This window comes from Aquabacterium sp. (assembly GCF_036279655.1).
In the GTDB taxonomy this organism is placed as follows: Bacteria; Pseudomonadota; Gammaproteobacteria; order Burkholderiales; family Burkholderiaceae_C; genus Aquabacterium.
The window spans coordinates 36,041-59,674 of the sequence record NZ_DASUIT010000075.1 but is presented as its reverse complement, the minus strand read 5'-3'; the positions used below and the strand labels follow the sequence as shown (position 1 = coordinate 59,674).

General features: G+C 66.4%; 19 protein-coding genes. 6 read left to right on the top strand and 13 right to left on the bottom strand.

What is annotated here, in order from left to right:
* Nucleotides 1-3 precede the first annotated feature (3 nt).
* Together VFW84_RS09275 and VFW84_RS09270 are read left to right on the top strand one after the other, a co-directional pair.
* Nucleotides 4-1,887: an autotransporter assembly complex protein TamA gene (locus tag VFW84_RS09275; protein WP_329680168.1), complete on the top strand. Its 1,884-nt coding sequence runs from the start codon at nt 4-6 to the stop codon at nt 1,885-1,887.
* Nucleotides 1,884-6,134 carry a translocation/assembly module TamB domain-containing protein gene (locus VFW84_RS09270; RefSeq protein ID WP_329680167.1) on the top strand — a complete coding sequence of 1,417 codons (4,251 nt, stop codon included), beginning with the start codon at nt 1,884-1,886 and terminating at the stop codon, nt 6,132-6,134. Before VFW84_RS09275 ends, VFW84_RS09270 begins: the two co-directional genes overlap by 4 nt.
* A 21-nt stretch (nt 6,135-6,155) precedes the next feature.
* Here the strand turns inward: VFW84_RS09270 and VFW84_RS09265 are convergent, their stop codons facing one another.
* The 6 genes from VFW84_RS09265 to VFW84_RS09240 all read right to left on the bottom strand — a co-directional run bounded on the left by VFW84_RS09265 (nt 6,156) and on the right by VFW84_RS09240 (nt 13,149).
* On the bottom strand, nt 6,156-7,703 hold the full coding sequence (locus VFW84_RS09265) for a methyl-accepting chemotaxis protein (protein ID WP_329680166.1): 1,548 nt from the start codon (nt 7,701-7,703) through the stop codon (nt 6,156-6,158).
* A gap of 109 nt (nt 7,704-7,812) precedes the next feature.
* On the bottom strand, nt 7,813-9,159 hold the full coding sequence (locus VFW84_RS09260) for a DUF3422 domain-containing protein (protein ID WP_329680165.1): 1,347 nt from the start codon (nt 9,157-9,159) through the stop codon (nt 7,813-7,815).
* 17 nt (nt 9,160-9,176) lie between these two features.
* Entirely contained in the window at nt 9,177-11,252 is a 2,076-nt protein-coding gene (locus VFW84_RS09255) for a TonB-dependent copper receptor (protein WP_329680164.1), read from the bottom strand.
* An 86-nt stretch (nt 11,253-11,338) separates the two neighbouring features.
* On the bottom strand, nt 11,339-11,734 hold the full coding sequence (locus VFW84_RS09250; RefSeq protein WP_329680163.1) for a DUF2946 family protein: 396 nt from the start codon (nt 11,732-11,734) through the stop codon (nt 11,339-11,341).
* 76 nt (nt 11,735-11,810) lie between these two features.
* On the bottom strand, nt 11,811-12,257 hold the full coding sequence (locus tag VFW84_RS09245; RefSeq protein WP_329680162.1) for an OsmC family protein: 447 nt from the start codon (nt 12,255-12,257) through the stop codon (nt 11,811-11,813).
* A gap of 22 nt (nt 12,258-12,279) precedes the next feature.
* The gene (locus VFW84_RS09240; RefSeq protein ID WP_329680161.1) at nt 12,280-13,149 is read right to left on the bottom strand and encodes an MBL fold metallo-hydrolase; all 870 of its coding nucleotides are present in this window, start codon (nt 13,147-13,149) and stop codon (nt 12,280-12,282) included.
* A 92-nt stretch (nt 13,150-13,241) separates the two neighbouring features.
* On the opposite strand from VFW84_RS09240, the gene VFW84_RS09235 reads away from it, so the two are divergent.
* The 4 genes from VFW84_RS09235 to VFW84_RS09220 are packed head-to-tail and all read left to right on the top strand — an operon-like array spanning nt 13,242 to nt 15,995.
* Nucleotides 13,242-13,613 carry a metalloregulator ArsR/SmtB family transcription factor gene (locus tag VFW84_RS09235; protein WP_329680160.1) on the top strand — a complete coding sequence of 124 codons (372 nt, stop codon included), beginning with the start codon at nt 13,242-13,244 and terminating at the stop codon, nt 13,611-13,613.
* 21 nt (nt 13,614-13,634) lie between these two features.
* Nucleotides 13,635-14,000, top strand: coding sequence for a TIGR01244 family sulfur transferase (locus tag VFW84_RS09230; protein ID WP_329680159.1), 366 nt, complete (start codon nt 13,635-13,637; stop codon nt 13,998-14,000).
* 59 nt (nt 14,001-14,059) lie between these two features.
* On the top strand, nt 14,060-15,760 hold the full coding sequence (locus VFW84_RS09225; protein WP_329680158.1) for a SulP family inorganic anion transporter: 1,701 nt from the start codon (nt 14,060-14,062) through the stop codon (nt 15,758-15,760).
* Between the two features lie 46 nt (nt 15,761-15,806).
* A complete protein-coding gene (locus VFW84_RS09220) occupies nt 15,807-15,995 on the top strand; it encodes a DUF2892 domain-containing protein (protein WP_329680157.1) in 189 nt (62 codons plus the stop codon).
* Nucleotides 15,996-16,063: 68 nt separating this feature from the next.
* On the opposite strand, the gene VFW84_RS09215 is transcribed toward VFW84_RS09220, so the two are convergent.
* The 7 genes from VFW84_RS09215 to VFW84_RS09185 all read right to left on the bottom strand — a co-directional run bounded on the left by VFW84_RS09215 (nt 16,064) and on the right by VFW84_RS09185 (nt 23,591).
* The gene (locus VFW84_RS09215) at nt 16,064-16,435 is read right to left on the bottom strand and encodes a hypothetical protein (RefSeq protein ID WP_329680156.1); all 372 of its coding nucleotides are present in this window, start codon (nt 16,433-16,435) and stop codon (nt 16,064-16,066) included.
* Between the two features lie 147 nt (nt 16,436-16,582).
* Nucleotides 16,583-17,194: a hypothetical protein gene (locus VFW84_RS09210; protein WP_329680155.1), complete on the bottom strand. Its 612-nt coding sequence runs from the start codon at nt 17,192-17,194 to the stop codon at nt 16,583-16,585.
* A gap of 31 nt (nt 17,195-17,225) precedes the next feature.
* Entirely contained in the window at nt 17,226-18,500 is a 1,275-nt protein-coding gene (locus tag VFW84_RS09205; RefSeq protein ID WP_329680154.1) for an NAD(P)/FAD-dependent oxidoreductase, read from the bottom strand.
* Nucleotides 18,501-18,598: 98 nt separating this feature from the next.
* The gene (locus VFW84_RS09200; RefSeq protein WP_329680153.1) at nt 18,599-18,889 is read right to left on the bottom strand and encodes a metal-sensing transcriptional repressor; all 291 of its coding nucleotides are present in this window, start codon (nt 18,887-18,889) and stop codon (nt 18,599-18,601) included.
* A 78-nt stretch (nt 18,890-18,967) separates the two neighbouring features.
* Nucleotides 18,968-19,189, bottom strand: a complete 222-nt coding sequence (locus VFW84_RS09195; RefSeq protein ID WP_329680152.1) for a DUF2892 domain-containing protein — start codon at nt 19,187-19,189, stop codon at nt 18,968-18,970.
* A gap of 32 nt (nt 19,190-19,221) precedes the next feature.
* Nucleotides 19,222-22,506 carry an efflux RND transporter permease subunit gene (locus tag VFW84_RS09190; protein ID WP_414638945.1) on the bottom strand — a complete coding sequence of 1,095 codons (3,285 nt, stop codon included), beginning with the start codon at nt 22,504-22,506 and terminating at the stop codon, nt 19,222-19,224.
* Nucleotides 22,506-23,591, bottom strand: a complete 1,086-nt coding sequence (locus VFW84_RS09185) for an efflux RND transporter periplasmic adaptor subunit (RefSeq protein ID WP_329680150.1) — start codon at nt 23,589-23,591, stop codon at nt 22,506-22,508. Before VFW84_RS09185 ends, VFW84_RS09190 begins: the two co-directional genes overlap by 1 nt.
* Nucleotides 23,592-23,634: the final 43 nt, after the last annotated feature.

The following is a 23,634-nucleotide window of genomic DNA, read 5'->3' as shown; positions in this document are numbered from 1 at the left end:
GTGATGAGATCAGGCCTGGCGTGGGTGGCAGGGGCCCTGGCCTCGGTGGCACTGGCGCAGACGCCACCGCCGCCGGGCACCAGTGCGCCGGTGGCACCTGGTGTCGCGCCTGCCGCAGCCCTGCCGCCAGACGCCGGGGCCTCGGCACCTGCGGCCCGCAGCACCAACCGCCGCGCCCCGCCGGTCTGGACCTTGGTGGTGCAGGCCCCCGAACCGCTGGACACCTTGCTGCGCACCTACCTGGATCTGGCGCGGGACGAAGCCGCCAGCCGCAGCGAGTTGCGCCGCCTGGTGGCCGCAGCGCCGGCGCAGGCTCGCAGCCTGCTGGAGGCCGAGGGCTATTTCGGGGCGCAGATCCGCATGAAGGTCGGGGAGGAAAAGGCTGGCGAGCCCACCCAGGTGACCATGGAGGTCGAGCCCGGGCCCAAGACCCGCATCGCCCAGGTGCAACTGGTGTTTGAAGGTGAACTGGACAACCGCCTGAGCCAGGACGACCCGGAAACCGTGGCCCTGGTGGCGCAGCTCCATGCGCTGTGGTCACTGCCCAAGGGACAGGTCTTCACGCAGACACAGTGGTCGGCCGCCAAGAACGCTACGCTGGCCTTGTTGCGCGCGCAGGGTTACCCCACCGCCACCTGGTCAGGGACGTCGGCGACGGTGGATGCCGAGAAGCACACCGCGCGCCTGTTCGTGGTGGCCGACAGTGGTCCGGCCTTTGCCTATGGCGAGCTGAGCGTGGAGGGACTCAAGCACCAGCCGGCATCGGCGGTGCGCAACATGATGTCCTTCAAGCTGGGCGATCCTTACCGCGAAAAGCAGTTGCTCGACTTTCAGGAGCGCCTGCAAAAGCTCAACCTCTTCGAGAGTGTGTTCGTCAACATCCAGGACGATGTGGCCCAGGCCAAGGCGGCACCGGTGTCGGTTCAGGTGCGAGAGTTGCCGCTGCAGCAGGCCACGGTAGGGGTGGGTGTCAGCAGCGATACCGGGCCGCGGGTGTCCCTGGAGCATCTGCACCGCCTGCTGTGGGGCCTGCCCTGGCAGGCCAAGTCCAAGGTTCAACTGGGGCGTGACGAGTCCGTGGTCCAGACCGATCTGACGTCGCATCCCAGGCCGGGAGGCAAGCGGTGGCTGGGGTCCGTGCAATGGTCGCGTCAGCTCGACGATGACCGGGCCGTGACGCACAGCACACGTCTGCGTGTGGGGCAGACCGATGAAGGGGACCGACTGGAGCGCACCACCTATGTCGAGTATCAACAGGCCGATGTCGAGTCCGAGGTCAGCGAACTGTTGTCAGAGGCCTCGGCCCTGACGGTGATGCAGCAGTGGATCTGGCGGGATGTCGACAGCGTGGTGTTGCCCACGCGGGGTTTCACGGCCAATGCGTATGCGGGACTGGGCCGATCGTTCTCGACGCTGGATGACAACGGCTGGTTCCTGCGGACCTATGGTCGCCTGACCTGGTATCGCCCCTTGCAGGGGAACTGGTACGCCTCGGTGCGGGGTGAGGTGGCACAGGTCTGGTCGCCCGACGGTGTCAGCGTGCCTGACACGCTCTTGTACCGCGCGGGTGGCGACGAGTCTGTGCGCGGCTATGGCTACCGCACGCTGGGCGTCAAGCAGGACGGTGTCACCCTGGGCGGGCGATCCCTGTTCACAGGCAGTGTTGAGCTGGCCCGGCCCATGTGGGATCGTTTCCCGACCTTGTGGGGCGCGGTCTTTGCCGATGTCGGAGATGCGGCTGCGAGCTGGTCCGAACTGAGCCCCAGATGGGGGTATGGGGTCGGTGTGCGCTGGCGCAGTCCGGTGGGCCCCTTGCGGCTGGATGCTGCCTATGGCCAGGAGGTCGAGGCCTTCCGATTGCACTTCAGCGTGGGGATCACGCTGTGATCAAGGCGTCTGCGCGTTGGCTGATGTGGATGGGGGTGATGGCCCTGATGCTGCTCGTCCTGGGGCTGCTGGCGCTGGGCGCTGCCTTGCGAAGCGACGCCGGGTCGGCGCGTGTGTTGTCCTGGGTGCCGGGTCTGCAGGTGGTGGAGCCTCGGGGGGCGGTGCTGGTCCATTTCCAGGCCTTGCGCATGGTGTGGCGTGGCGCGGATGGCCGTCAGATCACGGTGGTGGAGCCTCGCTGGTCGGGCGTGACGCTGTCGTGGGCGCCTCAGGCGCGCTGGCGCATGGCGCTGGGGGTGCACACCTTGCAGGCCCGGCGCGTCGATGTGCAATGGCTGAGCAAGCCGTCTGCCGGGCCGCTGCAAGCGCCCGCCTCGTTGGCGCTGCCTGTGGCGCTGCAGGTGCAATCCCTGGCCGTGGAGCGTTTTCAGAGTCCGTGGACAGGCGCTGTGCCGGTCGGGCCGATACAGGGCTCGCTGGCCTTGCAGCAAACGGGAGCGAAGCTGGGTGATGTGTCGCACCAGGTGACGCTGACCCGCCTGAACTGGCAGGACTGGCTGCTGAGTGGCGAGGCGCGTGTGGGCGTGCAAGGGCCGATGACGGTGTCGGCCCGAGTGCAGGCGCGGTCCACGCAGGACGAGGCTGAACTTCAGTTGAACGGGCCGCTGGCGCGCCTGGCGGTGCAGGGCCAGGTGTCGGTCCATGGGCGTGATGTTCCACCGGATGCCCCGACCGAGCCGCCCGGCGCGCAAGGTCTGCGCGTGCAGGGGGAGGTGGCCCCTTTCGAGGCCTGGCCCGTGCTGGCCGCCACGGTGCACGCCCAGCGGTTTGATCTGCAGCGCCTGGTGAGGGCCTGGCCGGCCACCACCTTGTCCGGGTCCATGGTGGTGCAGCCACGAGACCGGCAGCCGGGGGCCCCAGGCACCCGCATGCAGGCTTTGGGCGCGGCGCGCCAGAGCACACCCGTTGCCAGCTCGGATCTGCTGGTCCATGTCGATCTGCGCAACGAGAGCGTGGGGGCGTGGGATGCCGGACGCCTGCCGGTGGCCTGGCTGCAGGCGGATCTGGTCTTGCCGGGCCAGGCTTCGACCCGGCGTCTGGCCGGTGTGGGCCGCGAGGGCCGGGGGCAAGGCCGCGTGACCCTGGCGCCCATGGGGGGCCGTGAAGGCGGGCAGATCCAGGTGGAGGGGCGCTGGAGCCTTGATCGCTGGCAGGACACGGCCATCCATGGCGTATTGCAGCGAGTGGAGCCGCAGGCACTGCATTCGGGGGCGCCGGCCTTGCGCCTGGCCGGTCAGGTGCAGGTCCAGGGACAGTCCGATCACGCCTGGTTGATCACGGGGAATCTGCAGGGGGTGGACGTGGGTGGCCGCACGCCGATGCAAGCAGTGCAGGCCCAAGGCTCGGCACGGTGGCAGCCGCAACTGCTGAGCCTGAACAGCCTCACGCTCTCATCGGGCGGGGCAAAGGCCTCGGCGCAGGGGCGATGGATCACGCGCCCTGATGGGGCATCTCAACTGGAGGGTGCACTCGCGCTCAAGGACTTCGACCCCGCCGTGTGGTTCCCCTGGCCCTCAACGCCGGGTTCTGCCCGGGCGGAGACACGCCTGGACGGTCAGATGACGCTGTCGCTGACCCGCTCGGCCGGTGCAGCCTGGCAGGAGGCTCAGGGGCAGGGCAAGGGAGGTTTGAACTCCAGTGTCCTGCTGGGGGTGCCGGTGTCGGGTCAATGGCAATGGCAGTTGACGCAGGCCTTGCAGGCACAGGCCCAGTTGACCGCCGCTGCCAACGAGGCGCGTTTGACCCTGTCCGTGCCATCCCCCCATCGGATCGACTCGTGGACCCAGGCTGCGGGTGCCGAGGTGTCGGCAACGCTGCAAGCGCCTGTGTTGTCGGCCTTGCAGCCCTGGGCGCGTGTGGCCGGTGTCGCAGGTCTGACGGGCAAGCTGTCGCTGGACGGGCGCTTGTCGGTGGGGCGTGACGGCCAGTGGCGATCGGAGGGACAGACGCAAGCGGACAGTGTGTCGGCGGAGTTGCCCGATGGCGGCAAGGTGCTGGTGCAGGGGGCACGTGCCCAGTGGTCTGTCAGTACCCAGTCCGGCGAAGGGGCAGGGTCCGCGCGGCCATGGAAGATCGATGCCGAACTGGCACGGGCTCAGTGGGGGGGCTGGGGCATGCAGCAGGGACTGGTGTCTCTGCAGGGCACGCCTGCGCAGCACCATCTCCGAGCCCAGGTGCGCGTGGATCTGCCGGAGCGCAAACTGCCCTCCGGCGGGATGTTCAAGGAGTCTGTGCGAGCCCAATGGGTGGCCGACGGTGCCTGGCAGGGCGGGCTGAGCGGGAGTCAAGGTGATGCCCGCTGGACGGCCAAGGTGCAGACGCTCCAGGTCTTGCCCTTGAGTGTGGCGCCCGTGGCCGCCTGGCTGGATGTTCAGCCTTTCGAGGCCACCTGGCAGACCGGCTCGGCCGACACCCAATGGCAGATCACCCCCACCCGTGCCACGCTGTTTGGCACGTCCTTGCTGCTGCGGCAGGCGCAATGGCGTGCGCCTGGGGGGCGCGGTGGCGATGTGGATCTGCTCCTGGATCTGGAGCCCTTGAAGGTGTCCGAGCTGCTGGCCCGCTGGCAACCCCGGGCAGGCTGGGGTGGCGACCTCACAGTGACCGGACAGCTCAAGGCCTCGCATCGCAGTGGTGTGGGTTGGACCGTGGACGCGCAACTGGCGCGCCGCGAGGGGGATCTCAGTCTGGCGGATTCGTCCATCGAAGGGGGGGGCGAGCAGCGCTTTGGCCTGCGTCAGATCAGTCTGGATCTGAAGGCCCGCGACGGTGTCTGGACGGCCAGGCAGTCGATCGAGGGGCGGGTGATCGGTGCCCTGCGTGGGCAGCAGATCGTTCAGGCCCGTGATGCCGAGGCCCTGCCGGCGACCAGTGATCCCTTGCAGGGCGAGTTGTCGATCCAGATGAGCAATCTGCGTCCGCTGGGCGCCTGGGCGCCCGCTGGCTGGCGTCTGGCCGGTCAGTTGAGCGCCCAGGCGCGGCTGACTGGCGTACTGGGGGCGCCGCAATACAGCGGCACGGTGACGGGGCAGAAGCTGGGCGCCAGCCACGCCTTGCTGGGGGTCAGCCTCAGCGAGGGTGATTTGCTGCTGACGCTGCAGGGAGATCAGGCCCGGCTGGATCGCCTGGTGGCGCGCGGTGGCGGGGAGGGCAGCGCAGGGGGGCGGATCGAGCTGACCGGGGAGGCCTTGCTGGGGGCTCAGCCCACGGCCACCCTGACGCTCAAGGCCGAGCGCTTTGGTCTGCTCTCGCGCATCGATCGGCGGGCGGTCGTCTCGGGTGACGCCCAACTGGCACTGGGGGCCGAGACCCTCAAGGTCGACGGGCGTTTGAAAGTGGATGAGGGCCTGGTGGACCTCAGTCGCGATGATGCCCCCACGGTCGGGGATGACGTCAATGTGCTCAACCGACCCGGTGAGCTGCCGGAGGATGAGACCCCCGCGGCCCCGGTATCGCGCCGCAAATGGCAGGTTCAGTTGGCGCTGGACCTGGGCTCGGCCCTCCGGCTCAAGGGACGTGGCATCGATACCCGCCTCAGCGGTGGCCTGCGCTTGAGCACACCGGGGGGGCGCCCCCAGGTGCAGGGCACGATCTCCACGTCCGATGGGACCTACATCGCCTATGGACAGAAGCTGGTCATCGAGCGCGGTACGCTGGCCTTCACGGGCCCGACCGACAACCCGCGCCTGGACATCCAGGCCATGCGCGCCCAGTCGCCTCTGGCGGCGTCGAACGATGTGAAAGTGGGGGTGCTGATCAGCGGCACTGCGCAGGACCCGCGTGTGCGCCTGTACTCCGAGCCCCCCATGTCCGAGACCGAAAAGCTGTCCTGGCTGGTGCTGGGACGGGGGCCGGCCGGCCTGGGAGGCGCCGACATCGGCCTGCTGCAGACCGCGGCCTCGGCCTTGCTGGGCGGGGAGGGCGCCTCGCCCAAGGACACGGTGATCAGCGCCATCGGTCTGGACGAGTTGTCGGTGCGCCAGACCGATGGCGCGGTGCGCGACACCATCGTGACCGTGGGCAAGCAGATCTCCAACCGCTGGTACCTGGGTTATGAGCGCAGCCTCAATGCGACCACGGGTACCTGGCAGGCCATCTACCGGCTGGCGCAGCGCTTCACGCTGCGGGCCCAGACCGGGGATGACAATGCCATCGATCTGATCTGGTCCTGGCGCTGGGGGCAGTGATCCGCCGCAGCGTGCTGCGCGTCAGGCGGGGCTGAGCCGGAACACCCCGACCACCTGGGCCAGATTGGCGGCCTGATGCCGCAGGCTCTCTGCGGCTGCGGCACTTTCTTCGACCAGGGCGGCATTTTGCTGGGTGACCTGATCCAGCTGGTTGACGGCGTCGCCCACCTGGCCGATGCCCTGCGTCTGCTCGACGCTGGCGGCGCTGATCTCGGCGATCAGGTCCGTGACACGGGCGACCTGGTTGACGATCTCCTGCATGGATTTGCCGGCCTCATCGACCAGGGCCGAACCGGCCTCGACCTTCTCGACACTCTCGCTGATCAGGGTCTTGATCTCCTTGGCCGCCTGGGCGCTGCGTTGGGCCAGGCTGCGCACCTCGGAGGCCACCACGGCAAAGCCGCGCCCCTGCTCGCCCGCGCGGGCGGCTTCCACGGCGGCGTTCAGCGCCAGGATGTTGGTCTGGAAGGCGATGCCATCGATCACGCTGATGATGTCGTTGATCTTCTTGCTGGAGGCCGTGATCTGCTCCATGGTGCCTACCACCTGGCCCACCACCTCACCGCCCTTGGCAGCCGCCTGGCTGGCGCCGCTGGCCAACTGGTTGGCCTGGCGGGCGGTATCCGAGTTCTGCTTGACCGTGGAGGTCAACTGCTCCATGGAGGCCGCCGTCTGCTGCAGATTGCTGGCTTGCTCTTCCGTGCGTTGAGACAGGTCGGCATTGCCGGTGGCGATCTGCGCGCTGCCCGTGGCAATGGAGTCCGAGCTGTGCCGCACATTGCTGACGATACTCACCAGGCTGTCGTTCATGGCTTTCAGTGCGGCCAGCAACTGACCGGTCTCATCCTTGCTGGCGACATGGATCCTGGAGGTCAGGTCACCCGAGGCCACCGCCTTGGCCAGTTGCACCGCCTCGTGGATCGGGCGCGTGACACTGCGGCTGATGAACATGCCGAAGGCAATGGCCCCCGCCAGCCCCAGCACGATGCTGCTGATCGAGATCAGTCGGATGGTGGCGTAGTGTTCTGCTGCGTTGTTGAACTCGATCTTGGCATGATCGACCTGCAAGCTTCGCAGTGACTGCAGATCCTTGAGAACAGGCTCGGCCAGCGGGCGCAGCTTGCCGAGCACCAGGCTTTGTGCCTGGGTGATGTCATGGCCTTTCAGTGCGGCCATGGTGGGCCGCAGCGCTTCTTGCAGGTAGGTGTCCCGGTGGGCCTGAAACTGCTGGACCAGGCGTTTCTCATCCTCGGTCATGGCAGTCGCGGTGTAGGCCGACCAGATCTTGCTGATCGCGGCCAGATTCGTGTCGATGCTGGACAGGCTGGATTGGATCACGTCTGGCGTCGGTGTGACCAGGCTGACAGCGATGGCCAGGCGGTTGGACAAAAGCAGGGACTGGATGTCACCCAACTGACCGATGGGGATGGTGCGGTCTTCGTAGACGGTTTTCAGGGCGGCGTTGGCCGTGGAGATGCCATACAAGCCGATGCTGCCGATCGACAGCAGCAGCACACCCAGCAGGCCGATCAATGCGCTCAGACGGGTGGAAATCCTCAGGTTTTTCATGATGTCCATTCCTCGCAAAGAGTTTGAGCATGTTTTGTCCATGCCAGAGACATCACCTGTTATCGGTAGGGTTATCGCAAATTGAATCCCCGAGGAAACCCTTGATATTTCAAGGGTTTTCGGCGTGAAGCGCGGCTTGAACGCGTTTGCCCATCCACCACACTCCGACCAGCACGAGGGGAATGCTCAGCCCGGTGGCCAGTTCGATGTTGACGGGCAGGCCGGCCGACTTGGCGGCCTTGGCGCAGTACACCAGCAGGCTCACGACGTAGTAGGAAATGGCGGCGATCGACAGCCCTTCCACCGTGCTTTGCAGCCGCAGTTGCAGCTCTTGTCCCTTGGTGAGCTTTTCGAGCAGCATCTGGTTCTGCGCCTCGGTGGCGATGTCGACACGGGTGCGCAGCAAGGCGCTGGCCCGCTCGACACGCTGCGACAGCGAGGTCAGCCGCTGAGCCGTGGCCTGTACGGTGGCGATGGCGGGAGAGAGCCGGCGTTGCAGGAATTCGCCCACGGTCTGGGTGCCCGGGATGGGCGTTTCACGCAGTTGCGTGATGCGCTGCTCGACCAAGCCATGGTAGGCCTGGGTGGCCGAGAAGCGGTACATATTGAGGGCCGTGGCGCGTTCGATGCGAGCGGCCAGGCCGATGAGGGTCTGCAGCAGTTCCTGGTCGGAGGCCTCGGTGTTTTCCATGCGGGCCGTGATCGCGGCCAGTTGGGCTTCGGATTCGGTCAGCATGGGCCCCAGCTCCTTGGCCACCGGCAGGCCACGCAGGGCCATCAGGCGGTAGGTTTCCAGCTCCAGCAGGCGTTGCGAGATCCGGCCCACACGCAGCTCCGAGGTGTTGGGCGGCGAGATCACCAGCAGGCGCTCGAAGCCACTGTCGCGCAGCCGGAAGTCCGTCATGGCGCAGGAGCGGCGGATGCCCAGCATCGAAGCCAGGGTCTCGCGGCCTTCGAACCAGGGGTCGGCTTGCGCCCGCATGGCGGCGGGGTCGTCCACATCGCCATGGACCATGGCCATCATGATGGCCGCCACGGTGCGGCCGGGGATGCTGGCCAGCCAGGCCGGGTCCACCGTCAGGGCACGGATCAGCTCGGCCTCATCGCCTCCGGTCATGGCCGCTTCGGGCAGGGCCTGCACGATCGAGTAGCGGCTGAACTCGGTGTGCCGCTCCCATTTCAAGGTGTGGGTGTCAAAGCGCAGTCGCAGGAAGTTGCCCGAGAGATCCTCGGGCGGCAGATCCTGCTGCCCGGGCAACTGCCGCAGATGAGACCATTCCGCCTCGCGCGACACGCCCTCGTTGAGCACCGCCACGTACACCACCAGAGCCGGCAGGCGGATGCGCGCGGGGGGGCGGGCATGGACCTCGTCATGCAGTACCTCCCGCAGGGCATCGTTGGGTGGGAGGGCGCTGACGACGGGGGGCTGAGCAGGACGGGGGGTGAGGGCGGTCATGGCTCAACTGTACCCAATCACTCCAGGTTCACCTGCAGCTTGAGCCACCAGGTGCGGCCGGGCTCGTTGACCCGGGTGGTCTGCTCATAACCCATCACCGCCGCGCCGCCGCGACTGATGGCCTCGGCATAGGTCTTGTCGAAGAGGTTGTCCACCCCGACACTCACCGTGGTGGAGGGGCTCCAGCGGTAGCCGCCATGCAGCGACACGATGCCAAAGCCGCTGGATCGACCCAGATCCTGACCGACGATGTTGCCCTCGTTGGTGGCGTAGCGGTGCTGGGTGGCCACCAGCCTCAGCAAGCCGCCTGCTGTCCAGGTGCCGTTGTCCCAGTCCAGACCCAGGCGTGACTCCAGTGGCGGGATCTGGCCCAGGGCATGGTCGTCCGTCTCGTTGTCGCCCTGCACATAGGCCAGGCTGGCTTGTCCCTTCCATTGTGGGTTGAAGGCATAGTGCACACCGGCTTCGGCCCCCCAGGTGCGGGCGTCGACGTTGCGCGCGATGGTGGTGCTGCGCGTGCCCATGCCAGAGGGCTTGACGACATTGGTCTGGATCAGGATGTAGTCATCGACCTGGCTGACAAAGCCCGAGACAAAGGCTTGCCAGGGGCCGCTCTGATGGGTCAGGCCGATGTCCAACTGGGTGGTCTTTTCCGGTCGCAGGCTGTCGAAGACGCTGGTGCTGTTGGCCCCCTCCTTGCCGATGAGCTCCCAGTAGTCGGGCGCACGCTGGGTGTGGCCCAGGCCGATCAGGGCTTGCGTGGCGGGGCTCAGATCGTGCTCGTAGCGGATGAAGCCGCTGGTGAGTCGCTCGTCGCGTCGCTGTCCGGCTGTCGGGTTGGCGCCCAGGCTCATCATGCCGCTGCTCAGTGTCTGGCGCTGATCGCGGGCTTCCCAGTGGTCTTGCCGCAGGCCGCCCACCACGCGTTGCTGATCGTTGATCAGATGGGTGACTTCGCCAAAGAGGCCCAGGTTGCCGAAGCGGGCATCTTCCGTCCGGCGCTGGCTGGCATAAGACACGGCCAGTTCGCCGCCCATGCCGCTCTTGCGCAAGGTGTGAACGTTGTCCTGCTGATCCAGCCCCAGCACCAGCTTGTGCCGATCGTTGGGGCGCAAGGTCACGGCCAGGCGGCCACCGGTGGTCAGGCGGTCCGGGTTGGAGGCCATGTAAGAGCCCGTGCTGGCCGGTGGCGTGCGCAGGCTGTAGTTGTCCATCACATGGTCGACATCGTTCTCGAACCATTGCGCCTCGATCTTGTCGAGCACAGTGCCGATGTGGCTTTTCTCGAACTTGATGCCGACATGGCGGCGGTCGAAGACCGAGCCGTCCATGCTGCGGTCGCCATAGGCGGCTTCGGCCTGGCTGTCCAGCGCAGACAGCTCCAGCCGGGTGTGGCGATCCGGGGTCCAGCCCAACGTGGCCGTCAGACTGGAGCGCTGATAGGCTGAGTGCACCGTGCGGCCGTCGCCATCCTCGTAGTCACCGGATTGCGCATGGGTGGCGATGCCCTGCACATAGCCCAGGGGTGTGCCGGCCTTGAAGTCCAGGACCTCGTCATGGCGTCCGGCGCTGGCGCCGGTCAGGGCAGCCTGGAAGCGCCAGCCGGGTTCTTCAAAATAGGTGGCCTGCCGCTCGAACAGCACGGTGCCGGCCGAGCCCCCTGGGCCGCGCAACACCGTTTGCGGGCCTTTGAGCAAGGTCACCTTGTCAAAGGTATCGGGGAAGATATAGGCCGTGGGCGGATCCATGCGCATGCCGCAGCCGCCCAGGATGTGTTCGCCATCGACCAGGATGTTCAGGCGGGAGGCCGCCATGCCGCGGAACAGGGGATCGCCATCGGTGCCGCCCTTGCGGATCACGCTCATGCCGGGGATGGTCTTGAGCAGGCTGGCGCCATCGTTGGCGGGCAGGGGTTGCTGGGGCGCGCGCGGATCAAAGCGGGTTTCCAGCGGGGTGGTCATGGCGGGGGCCGTGATGACGATGGGCTCCAGCACATCGATGGCCTGGGCCAGGGTGGACAGGGGCAGGGCGGACAGCGCAACAGCGGCCGCGGTGGCGCGTGCCATCGCGGTCGGACGGAAAGGGGTCGACATGGAAGGTCTCTCTTCGTTCTGACATGCTTGCCACGCGAGCCCATCGGGTGACGGGCTCGCGCAGGTGTGAAATAGAAAAAAGCAGTTCAGGCGAGGAGTGGGGGGGCACGCGCGGGTGCATGACGCCGGTCAGGCGCCTGTGGCAGCGTGTCCTGAGCCATGAGCAGGGGGGCTCGGTGGCTGATGGCGGGCCGTGCCAGCTGGAGGGGCGGCGTGTGCGGCAGCGGGGTGTGGCCCGCCGCCAGGCAGAAAGCGCAATGCTGTGACGCAGACCCCGTGGGATCTGGCGCCGAGTCCGATCCAGCCTGCCGCAGTCCGTTCGTGGACGAGCAGACCTCCAGCAAGCTGGGGTTGCCGGCCAAGCGCTGCAGCATGTGCCAGTGGCCCACACTGCCCGCCAGCAACTGTGCGCACAGTGCCAGCAACCCCAACCAGGCGGTCAGACGCGCACGGCGGGGCAGCGGATGGGGCGGCAAGGACATGCCGCGGATTCTAGAGAGGCCGCTGGGGATGCCTTATGAGATAAATCAATGGGAGCAGAAAGCCCGGCTGCGAGGCTTACTTCAGCCGCGCCCCCGACGCATCCAGCACTTGCACGTCAATGGGAATGCCCTGGCCCACACTCTGGGTCACGGTGCAGTAAGCCTCAAAGCTGCCCAGCACCCGGTCCAGATGCGCCAGGCTGGCAGCCTCCACCCCCAGGTGCAGGCGTGCGGTCATCGACAGCACGCGCAGGCGTCCTTCGGCATTGCGTCCGACCTCGGCGTCGATCTCGCAGCGGATGGGGTCCGGGTTCTGCTTGAATTTGCGCAGCGCAAACAGCAAGGAGTCCGACAGGCAATTGCCCACGGCTGCGGCCAGCAACTGGACGGGTGAGGGGCCCTGGCTGTGCCCCAGCGGCGGCGGCTCGTCACAGAGCAGGGGAGAGAGCCCGTCGCCAAAGTTCACCATGAACAAGTAGTCCTGCTGCTGGGTCAGGGTGATCTGGACGTTGTGACCGGACATGAGGGGCTCCTGATGTGAAAGTTTAGAAGACGTTCAGTGGCAGCTTGAGGTAGCGCTGGCCATCGCTCTCTGGCGGTGGCAAGTGACCGGCCCGAATGTTGATCTGCACGGAGGGCAGGATCAGCCGGGGCATGCCCAGTGTCGCATCTCTGGCTTGTCGACGCTCGACGAACTCGGCCTCGCTCACGCCATCGTGCAGATGGATGTTGTGCTGGCGCTGTTCTCCCACGCTGCACATGGCTGCCGGGGCGCGGTCGGTCGGGGGGTAGTCGTGGCACATGAACAGGCGGGTCTGCTCAGGCAGGGCCAGCAACTGGCGCGCCGAATGGTAGAGCTGATGGGCATCACCGCCGGGGAAGTCGCAGCGGGCCGAGCCCACATCGGGCATGAACAGCGTGTCCCCTACGAACACGGCATCTCCCACGGCGTAGGCCATGTCGGCAGGGGTGTGCCCCGGCACATGCATGGCCGTGGCGTGGAGATCGCCGATCCTGAAGACCTCGCCTGGCCGAAAGAGGTGGTCGAACTGAGAGCCGTCGGTGGCGAAATCACGCTCCAGATGAAAGAGCTTTTTGAAAACGGTTTGCACGCGCTGGATGGCACCACCGATGGCCACACGTCCACCCAGGGCCGCCTGGAGATAAGGGGCGGCAGACAGGTGGTCGGCATGCGCGTGGGTCTCCAGGATCCAGTCGATGCTCAGGCGCAGCGCGCGCACCCGCTCGATCACGGCATCCGCGCTGGCATGGCTGGTGCGTCCACTGGCCGCATCGAAGTCCAGCACCGGGTCGACGATGGCGCCATGTCCGCCCTCGTGGTCGTACACCACATGGGTCCACGTGAAGGTGTCAGGGTCGAAGAAGGATTCAACCAAGGGGGCAGGGTTGCTCATGCGCCGGACTCGCTGGATGTTGAGGGCCAGGGTTCAAAGAAGGTGATGTCACTTTATTGACAAACAATATATCTGTCAACATAATGTTAATCATGAAAGTGAAAGATCAGCCTCCTCCTTGTGATCGCGTGAGCTTGCCGCCCCCTGATGTGGTCGCCTTGCAGGCGTCTGCTGAAAAGGCCTGTGCTTTGCTCAAGGTGCTGGCGCACACCGACCGTCTGGTGCTGCTGTGCCGGCTGGCGCAGGGCGAGTTCTGCGTCGGTGAACTGGAGTCCGACCTGGGCATCCGTCAGCCGACGCTGTCCCAGCAGTTGGGTGTCTTGCGTCAGGAGGGCCTGGTCGACACGCGTCGGGTGGGCAAGCACATCTATTACCGCCTCATCAGCGACGACGCCGCTGCCGTGATGCAGGTGCTTCACAGCCGTATATGTGGCGCGGCCCTGCCGGGCGGCACCTGTGGATGATTCCCTTTTTTACCGGAGAAGATGATGACCCTGAGTGTTTCCACCTCGTCCCTGTGCCCCGAGTTCACGGTGTGTGGCCAGATCTCCGTCAACGATGTGGCGGTGCTGGCCCGCCAGGGCTTTCGCAGCATCATCAACAACCGTCCCGATGGCGAGGGTGGCCCGGGGCAGCCCACCAGCGCCCAGATTCAGGCTGCGGCCGAGGCGGCGGGCCTGCGCTATGTGTACTTTCCCGTGGCCAGCCTGATGATCAGTCCCGAGAAGGTGGATGAATACCAGCGTCAATGCGCGGATCTGCCCCATCCGGTGGTTGCGTTCTGCCGCTCGGGTGGCCGGGCCAGCGCCTTGTTCCAGGCATGTGGTGGCCAGGTGGGGTGCGCTTCGTGAATGAAGGGCGGCGTGTCGGGTCGGCAGGGCAAGCCCCATGGGCCTTCCCTCCGCCTTGGGTGCGCCAATGGCAGCGTGCCTGGTTGACGGGCGATCTCACGGCCGGCCTGGTGGTCGCGGTCATGCTGGTGCCCCAAAGCCTGGCCTACGCCATGCTGGCCGGCTTGCCGCCTCAGGTGGGGCTTTTTGCCAGTTTGTTGCCTTTGCTGGCCTATGCCGTGTTCGGCAGCAGTGGGTCCTTGTCGGTGGGGCCGGCGGCGATCACGTCGCTGATGGTGGCGCAGTCACTGGCCCCCCTGGCCACGCCAGGGTCCTTGACCTATCAGGCCATGGCCTGGTGCCTGGCGCTGGGCTCGGGTCTGTTGATGCTGCTGATGGGGGTGTTGCGTCTGGGCTTTCTGTCGCAATTGCTCAGTCGCCCCGTGGTGCAAGGTTTTACCGTGGCCTCGGCCATCCTGATTTTTGCCGGGCAGGTGGCCCCCTTGATGGGCTGGCCCTCCTTGGGCTACACCGTGCCGGAGATGCTCTGGTCCGCATGGAAGCAGGTGAGCACCCCGTCTGATGTGCAGGCCGGCGATGCCTTGATGGGCCTGGGGGCCTTGCTGGCGCTCGGGGTGGGGCCGCGCATGGTGTCGGCCCTGGGACGTCTGAGCCATTGGCCTGTGGCGGGGGTGCAGATCGCTTCGCGTTTGTGGCCTCTGGTGGTGCTGGTGCTGGCAACGCTCGTAGCCTCCTGGATGGGTGCTCAGACCGATCTGCATCCTGCACTGGTGGGTTCGGTGGGGAGGGGCGATGCGGTGGCGGGCGCCACCTGGTCCACGCTGGCCAGCCTGGGCCGCGATGATCTGCGGGGCCTGGTCATGCCCGTGCTCTTGATTGGCCTGGTGAGTTTTGTCAGCAGCGTTTCGGTGGCGCAGGCTTTTGCGCTCAAGCGCGGTGAGCGCATTGATGCCGACCGTGAACTGCTGGGCTTGGGGCTGGCCAATGTGGGTGGCGCCGTATTGGGCGGCATGCCGGTGGCCGGCGGCCTCTCGCGATCTGTCGTCAACGAGGCCGCAGGGGCCCGCAGCCCGCTGGCCGGTATCGTGACCGCCGTCCTGCTGGGGCTGCTGTTGCTGACCATGATGCCCGTGCTGGCGTATTTGCCCAAGGCCGCACTGGCCGCCGTGATCATCATGGCCGTCGCAGGCTTGATCGAATGGCAGGCCTTGCGATCGGCATGGCGCTATGACCGAGCCGAGGCCTGGTCGTTCCTGAGTACGGCCGTCGGAGTCTTGCTGATCGGTTTCGAGGCGGGCATCATGCTGGGCATGGCCTGGTCGATGGGCGCCATGATCTGGCGGCACAGTCAGCCGCACATGGCGGCGGTGGGGCGCGTGCCGGGCACCGAGCATTTCCGCAACATGGCGCGGCATCAGGTGGAGTGTTTGCCGGGGGTGCTGATGGTGCGGGTCGATGAGAGCCTGGATTTCACCAACATTCAGCGGGTGGAGCAGCGTCTGTGCGAGTTGATCCATGGGCAAACGAGCAGCCGCCTTGTGGTGCTCTTGCTGTCTGCGGTCAACCACATCGACCACACGGCGATGCAGTCCCTGCTGGAGCTCGATCAGGCGTTGAAGGATCAGGGCAAGACCTTGTATCTGGCTGAGATCAAGGGGCCGGTCATGGACCGTTTGCAGGCAGGTGATCTGGCGCGCCGTTTTGAGGGGCGCTGCTTCATGAGCGCGCAGCAGGCCTGGACGGCCCTGTCATGTGTTTGAACAGGTGTGGGGGCCTTTCCCCCAGTGTGTTGATCAGGAGAGAAGCATGAAAGCAAATGTTGGTGGTGTGGATCGCATGGCGCGCATTGGCGCTGGCGTGGCCTTGATCGCGTTGGCAGCCACCGGTGTGGTCGGCGTGTGGGGCTGGATCGGTGTGGTGCCGCTGGCCACGGGCCTGTCGGGTTGGTGTCCGGCCTATCTGCCCTTCGGGCTGTCGACCTGCAAGACCAAGTGATGCCCTGAGCACCACCTGATCTGAGCGCCAAGGGCCCCAGCATGGGGCCCTTGTTCATGGCGCTGGCATCAGGGTTTGGGGGCGGATGCAGGCATGCCACCCTTGCCACCCATGCCGCCCTTGCGACGCTTCATGGGGTGACGCTGCCCGCAAGGGGCGGCCGATGCCGCACAGGGCGGTTGCATGCGAGGCCCGGCGCCCATGCCCGGCCCCATGCCCATAGGGGGTGGTTGGTCCGGAATGCTCATGCCCTTGGCCTGGGCGCGCTTTTTCATCTCTTCATGGTGCTCGACGCGCAGGCGGTTGCGCTCGTCGTCCGTTTTGGCGGCCCACATCTGAGCGCGAAAACGTGTCCATTCCTGATCGCTCATCAACTGGCGAACGTCGGCCGTGCCCCAGGCTGCGGGTGGCTCCGCAGCCTGAGCGAGCGGCCAGGTCATAGACATCAAGGTGGATAAGCCGCCTGTGAGCAGGCAGGTCCAAAGTCGTTTGCTGATCATGTGCTTCTCCTGGTGTGCAGTCGTTGTCGGCATGTAGGCCGCTTTTTGATACTGCGCCGGGGATGAGCGTCTTGTCAAACCGTCAGGTCAAGTCAGAGCTGGATCAGACTCACGAGCGGCTTGCGTCTCCAGTTGGCGCCGGGTGGTGTTGTCCAGGGCGCAGCCCTTCCAGGGCAGCAGGCCAGGCACCAGGCGACGATAGGCCGCGTAGGCCCCAGGGTGGTAGCGCAGGATGCGCTGCTCCTCAATGCGGCTGCCGATGATCAGGTAAGCCGTGATGCACAAGGCCGAGACCAGCCAGGTGTCCGTCATGGGCTGCGCCCAGATGGCCACCAGCATCAGAAAATACCAGGGGTGACGCACCCAGCGATGCCAGGGGCTGAAGGTCAGGGGCCAGGTCTCTGCGCGCAGGCCCAAAAAGCCGGGCAATGAGTAGTACCGGAGGGTGTGCACGAAACCCAGACCCGCCAGCAGGCTCACGCCATGGTGTACCCAGCGCCAGGCCGGTGGCTCCGACCACAGAGGCTGAGCGGGCAGGTAGAGCCAGATGCTGATGGGCAGCGCCACCGACACCAGGGCGATGAGGTTGAAGGCCAGGCGGGAGCGCTGCCCGAACAGTCGCTCCAGGGTGTGGCCCGCCAGCAGGCTGTGCGAAGCGCCAAACAGCAGCCAGCACATCGCCAGGAAGAGCAGAGGCATTGAATCCATCAAGAATGGTATCGCATCACCCTCAGTGGTCCTTGAGCTTCATGATGCCCATGGCCTTCATCACGATTTTTTCGTAGATGGGTTCGGAGGTGCCCTTCTTCATCTTGCGCAGGAAGTAGCGCTCGAAGGCGATCTTGGCCAGGTGCACCCAGTAGCCCTCGGCAAACCAGTTGACGTTGCGCGGGGCGATCTGAGGGATGGCCACGAAGGCTGCGCCCCGGTCACCGAAATCGGCCAGGCAGACGGCGTTCCAGGTGGCCTTTTCCGTCGGGGGCTTGCCATCAAGCAGGGCCCGGATGTTGTGAGCCGTGGCCGTGACCATGGACTCGATCATGTAGCCCGTCTTGGGCACGCCCGTGGGCACCGGTGTGGGTTCGGTCGGTGCGATGGCCACACACACGCCGATGCCAAACACATTGGGATAGCGCGGGTTGCGCTGGTGCTCGTCGATGAGGACAAAACCCCGAGGGTTGACCAGGCCATCGATGCCCAACACGGCGTCCACGCCCTTGAAGGCGGGCAGCATCATCGAGTACTTGAAGGGCAGGGTGTGCTCCTTCTTGGCTTTCCCCTCGTCATCGTGCTCCAGCACGTGCATGAGGCCGGCTTCGACCTTGGTGACCTTGGCATTGCAGATCCAGCGCACGGCCTTGTCACGGAAAATGGATTCCATCAGGCCCTTGGAATCACCCACGCCGTTGAGGCCCAGGTGGCCGATGTAGGGCTCCGAGGTCACGAAGGTCATGGGCACCTTGTCGCGGATCTTGCGGCGACGCAGGTCGGTCTCCATGATCATGGCGTATTCATATGCCGGGCCGAAGCACGATGCGCCCTGGACCGCGCCGACCACGATGGGCCCCGGGTCCTTCACGAAGTCCATCCACGCATCCTTGGCATGTTCTGCGTGCTCAACATGGCAGATCGACTGCGTGTGCCCCTGCGGGCCCAGACCCTCAATCTCATCAAAGGCCAGCTTGGGCCCGGTGGCGATGACCAGGTAGTCGTAGCGGATCAGGCGGCCGTCGGCCAGTTCGACCTCGTTGCGCTCGGGGTGCACACGCTGCGCGCCGACCGGGATGAAGGCCACGCCCTTTTTCTCCAGGATGGGGGCGATGGGCAGCTCGATCTCGTCGCGGTCACGCCAGTCCACGGCCACCCAGGGGTTGGAGGGCACGAAGTGGAAGGTGGGGGTGTTGGAGATCACCGTGATGGTGTCTTCAGGGCGGGCGTTCTCTTTCATCTCGAACGCCATGGGGAGGCCGCCGATGCCGGCGCCGAGGATCACGATATGGGCCATGACTCATCTCCTTACCTGTACCCGTATGGGTATATCGAGATAATGCGCCTGACCCAGGCACTTGACTACAGGGTTAACGCGGAGTCAAGTGCCTGTGATCAGCGAATCTTGCCCAGCAGCGTCTCGATGTCGCCCAGCATCTCGCTCATTTCGGGCACGGCACCTTCCGGCGACCTGAGGCGCTCTTGCAGATGCTGCTCCATGAAGCACATGGTCATGCGCACAGAGGTGCTGTCCAGGGCCTTGCGCACCGCCGCCATCTGGGTGGCAATGTCCAAGCAGCCATCGCCTTCTTCGATCATGCGCTGGATGCCGCGCAACTGGCCCTCTGCGCGCTTGAGGCGGTTGAGGATATCGGTTCGGCTTTTCTCGTTGTCCAGTGCTGACATACTGCAATCGTCGGAAGGTGACGTCCCTTTGGCGCGTGAAGACCCCATTTTGCTACTCCTTGAGGTGAGCGCGTCTGATCAGGCGCAGCAAGCCGCACCGTCCTTGAAGCCCAGCTTGCGCAGGATCATGGCCAGCGGGCAAAAGTTGGTGAAGCCGAACTGGAACAGATTGGCCCCCACGAAGGCCGTGAAGGCCAGGGCCCACTTCGAGACAAACAGCGGGCTGCCCTCCACGCCCAGGGCGAGGGAGATCATGATGAACAGGCCGGCGATGATTCGGATCATGCGTTCAACGGTCATGGTAGTGTCCTTTCCAAGCGGGGGGATGTGGATCAGTGGGCGGGTTCGAAGCGGCGGCGGTAGGCGGCGTAATACAGCACCGGGATCACCACCAGGGTCAGCAGCGTCGACACCAGGATGCCGAAGATCAGCGAGATGGCCAGGCCATTGAAGATGGGGTCATCGAGGATGAAGAAGGCGCCCACCATGGCGGCGATGCCGGTCAGGGCGATGGGCATGGCGCGCACGGCGGCTGACTGCACCACGGCGTCCTTGAAGGCCAGGCCCTGAGCCACCTGCAGCTCGATGAAGTCGACCAGCAAGATGGAGTTGCGCACGATGATGCCGGCCAGGGCGATCATGCCGATCATGGAGGTGGCGGTGAACTGGGCGCCCAGCAGGGCGTGGCCTGGCATCACGCCGATGATGGTCAGCGGGATCGGCGCCATGATGATCAGCGGCGTGCGGTAGGACTTGAACTGCGCCACCACCAGCAGGTAGATCAGGATCAGGCCCACGCCATAGGCGGCGCCCATGTCGCGGAAGGTCTCGTAGGTGATCTGCCATTCGCCATCCCATTTGAGGGCGTAGGCCCGGTAGGGATCGCTGGGCTGGCGGATCCAGAACTCGTCGATCTCGCCGGTGCCCGGCAGGGCGGCCTGGGGCAGCTTGTCGCGGATGGCAAAGAGGCCATACAGGGGTGAATCCAGCTGGCCCGCCATGTCACCAAAGACATAGCTGACAGGCAGCAGGTCCTTGCTGAACAAGGGCTTGTCGACCACGCCACGCTCCACGCGCACCAGCTCGGACAAGGGCACCAGTTGCCCGTTGGCCGCGCGCAGGGGCAGGGCCAGCAGTGCGTCCAGGCCGATCTGGGCCTCGCGCGGCAGTTGCAGGCGCACGGGCACGGCGATCTTGGACTGACCATCGTGCAGGTAGGCGGCGTCTGTGCCGGACAAGGCAGCCTGCACCGTCTGCGCAACCAGGGCCACCGGGATGCCCAGGGACTCGGCACGCTGACGCTGCACGCGCAGGAACACGCGGGGGGCGTCCTCCTTGAGGTTGGTGTCCACGCCGACGATGTCGGGCGTGTCCTTGAAGGCCTGGGCCACGCGCTGGGCCAGGGCGGCGCGGCCCGCCTGGTCGGGGCCGTAGATCTCGGCCACCAGGGGCGACATCACGGGCGGGCCCGGGGGCACCTCGACCACCTTGACGCGCGCGCCATGGCGTGCGGCGATCTTCTCCAGGGCGGGGCGCAGGCGCTGCGCAATGGGGTGGCTCTGCTCGTGGCGGTGCTTCTTGTCCACCAGGTTGACTTGCAGCTCGCCTTGCTCGGCGTCGGCGCGCAGGTAGTACTGGCGCACCAGGCCATTGAAGGTGATGGGCCCGGCCGTGCCGGCATAGCCCTGCACATTGAGCACCTCCTTCTGGGTGGCCAGGTAGGCACCCAGGTCCTGCAGCGCGGCCTCGGTGTCTTCCAGGGCCGTGCCTGCGGGCATGTCCACCACCACCTGGAACTCGCTCTTGTTGTCGAAGGGCAGCATCTTGAGCACCACGCCCACCATGGACGAGGGCACCGTGGCCAGGCCGACCGACACGGCCACGGCCGCGATGATGCCCAGGCCCATGGCCCAGCGCTTGCGGCGGCTCACGAGCAAGGGCATGAGCACCCGCTGGAACAGGCGCTGCAGTTGCCCGGCCAGGCCGGTGGGTGCGGCGGGCGCATGCTCGCTGCCGCCATGCCCGCCGGTGTGGGCCTTCATCAGCTTGAGCGCCAGCCACGGGGTGACCGTGAAGGCGATGGCCAGCGAGATGGCCATGCCCAGGCTGGAGTTGATGGGGATGGGGCTCATATAGGGCCCCATCAGGCCGCTGACAAAGGCCATGGGCAGCAGCGCCGCGATCACGGTCAGGGTGGCCAGGATGGTCGGGCCTCCGACCTCATCGACCGCCTCGGGGATGATCTCGCGCAGCGGCTTGCCCGGAAAGAGCTGCTGATGGCGGTGGATGTTCTCGACCACCACGATGGCGTCGTCCACCAGGATGCCGATGGAGAAGATCAGGGCAAACAGCGACACCCGGTTGAGCGTGAAGCCCCAGGCCCAGGAGGCAAACAAGGTGGCAGTGAGCGTGAGGATCACGGCCGCGCCCACAATCATCGCCTCGCGGCGGCCCAGGGCCAGACCCACCAGCAGGATCACGGAGCCCGTGGCAAAGGCCAGCTTCTGGATCAGCTTGTTGGCCTTGTCGGCGGCGGTTTCGCCATAGTCCCGCGTGATGGTCATCTCCACTCCATCGGGCAGCACGGTGTTGCGCAGCTCTTCCAGCCGGGCGCGCACGGCCGTGGACACATCCACGGCGTTCTGTCCGGGCTTTTTGGTGACGGTCAGGGTCACGGCGGGGTAGGCCCCCCCGGAGGCCTGCGGCGCACTGGCGTTTGGCGACGCATTCACAGCCGCCCCCGGGGTGAACCACACATGGCGCTGGGCCTGCTGGGCGCCCGCTTCGATGCGGGCCACTTCACGCAGGTAGACGGGCTTGCCGTTGTTCACGCCGACCACGATCTGGGCAACGTCGTCCGCCGAGCGCAGGAACTCGCCCGTTTCGACCGACAGCAACTGGCTGCCACCGGAGGCCGCAGGCTCCAGCACGCTGCCCGAGGGCATGCCCAGGTTGGCCGCCGCGATGGTCTGACGCAGGCGGGCGATGTCGACGCCGCGCGAGCGCAGGCGTGAGGGATCGATCTCGACCATCACGGCCTGTCCGGGGCCGCCGATGGTCTGCACCTCCCGGGTGCCGGGCACGCGCTTGATGTCGCCTTCCAGCGTGCGCGCCACCCGCTCCAGGGCCAGCGCCGACTGGGCGTCGCGGCTCCAGAGCGTGACACCCAGCACCGGCACATCGTCGATGCCCTTGGGCTTGACGATGGGGGGCAGGGCGCCCAGTTGGCTGGGCAGCCAGTCCTGGTTGGCATTGAGCACGTCGTACAGGCGCACCAGGGCGTCGGTGCGGGGCACGCCGACCTTGAACTGCACTGTCAGCACGGCCATGCCGGGCCGCGCCACCGAGTAGGTGTGCTCGATGTCGGCGATCTGCGAGAGCACCTGCTCCGCCGGGCGGGCGACCATGTTGTGCACATCGTCGCTCGACGCCCCAGGGAGGGGGATCATCACATTGGCCATCGTGACATTGATCTGGGGCTCTTCCTCGCGCGGGGTGACCAGCACGGCGAACAGGCCCAGCAGCATGGCCACGATGGCCAGCAGCGGTGTCAGGGCGTTGTGCTGGAAGGCGGCGGCCAGCCGACCGGCGATGCCCATGGGCTGGGTGTGTTCCATCATCGCCCCTTGGCTTGCGCGCCAGCCAGCCCGGCGCGGACGGCATCCAGGGCCACCGTGTCACCGGCCTTCAGCCCGGTGAGCACTTCGACCTCGGCGTTTTGCGCGGCCGAGCGTGTCCGCACGGCCTGGAGTGTGAACTGCCCCTGGCGCACCACATACACGCCAGTCAATTCGCCGCGCCGCAGGATGGCCGAGGCGGGCAGGCGCAGGCTGTGCCCCCCTGGCGGGGAGGAAGCCGTGGTGTCGCCGTCAAATTGCACCTGAACACTCTGGCCGGGTCGCCAGGCGGCCTGCACCTGGGGGGGCAAGTCCAGGCGCCATTCGACGGTCTGAGCCACCATGTCGGTCACGGGCAGCAAGGTGCTCTTGATGGGAGTGATGCTGTCGGTGCCGTGGGTGGTTCGCACGCTGATGCGGCGGGCCGTGCGGGCGGCATCCGCCTGAGAGGCCGGCACCTGTACGACCACGCGCAAGGCGCCCGGTGCGTAGACGGTCAGCAAGGCGCGCCCCGGAGCGGCCAGATCGCCCACATTGACATGGGTGGCCAGCACGATCCCATCAAACGGGGCTGTGACCTGGGTGAAGCCGCGCTGCAGGGCCGCCTGCTGTTGACCGGCCTGGGCCGCCTGCAAGCCAGCCTGGGCTGCGCGCCACTGCGCCTGGGCCGAGTCCAGCGCGGCGCTGCTCACGAAGCCTTTGGCGCTGAGCTCGCGTGTGCGATCCAGTTGCAGCCGGGCGTTGTGCGCCAGAGCCTGCGCCTGGGCCATCGAGGCATCGCTCTGGGCCAGGGAGGCCTGCGCCTGTCGGGCATCGACCTGGGCCAGCACCTGTCCCGCCCGAACGCTGTCACCCGCCTTGACGGTGAAACTGAGCAGGGTGCCCGGGGTTTGTGCCGCCACGGTGGCCTGCCGGATGGGCTCGACCGTGCCTTCGATCTGATGGGTGCCGGCCGATACCCCTGGCTGTACCACGATGGTGGGCACCACAATGGCGGCCGCCGTGGCGCTCAGGGCCAGGCTCCCAGCCAGCATGAGGGCAGTGACCGGGCGCACGAGGTGCATTCCAGTGAAGGCGTTGAGCATGGTGGCATCTCCAGATGGCTGAATACTCCCCACAGTATATTCA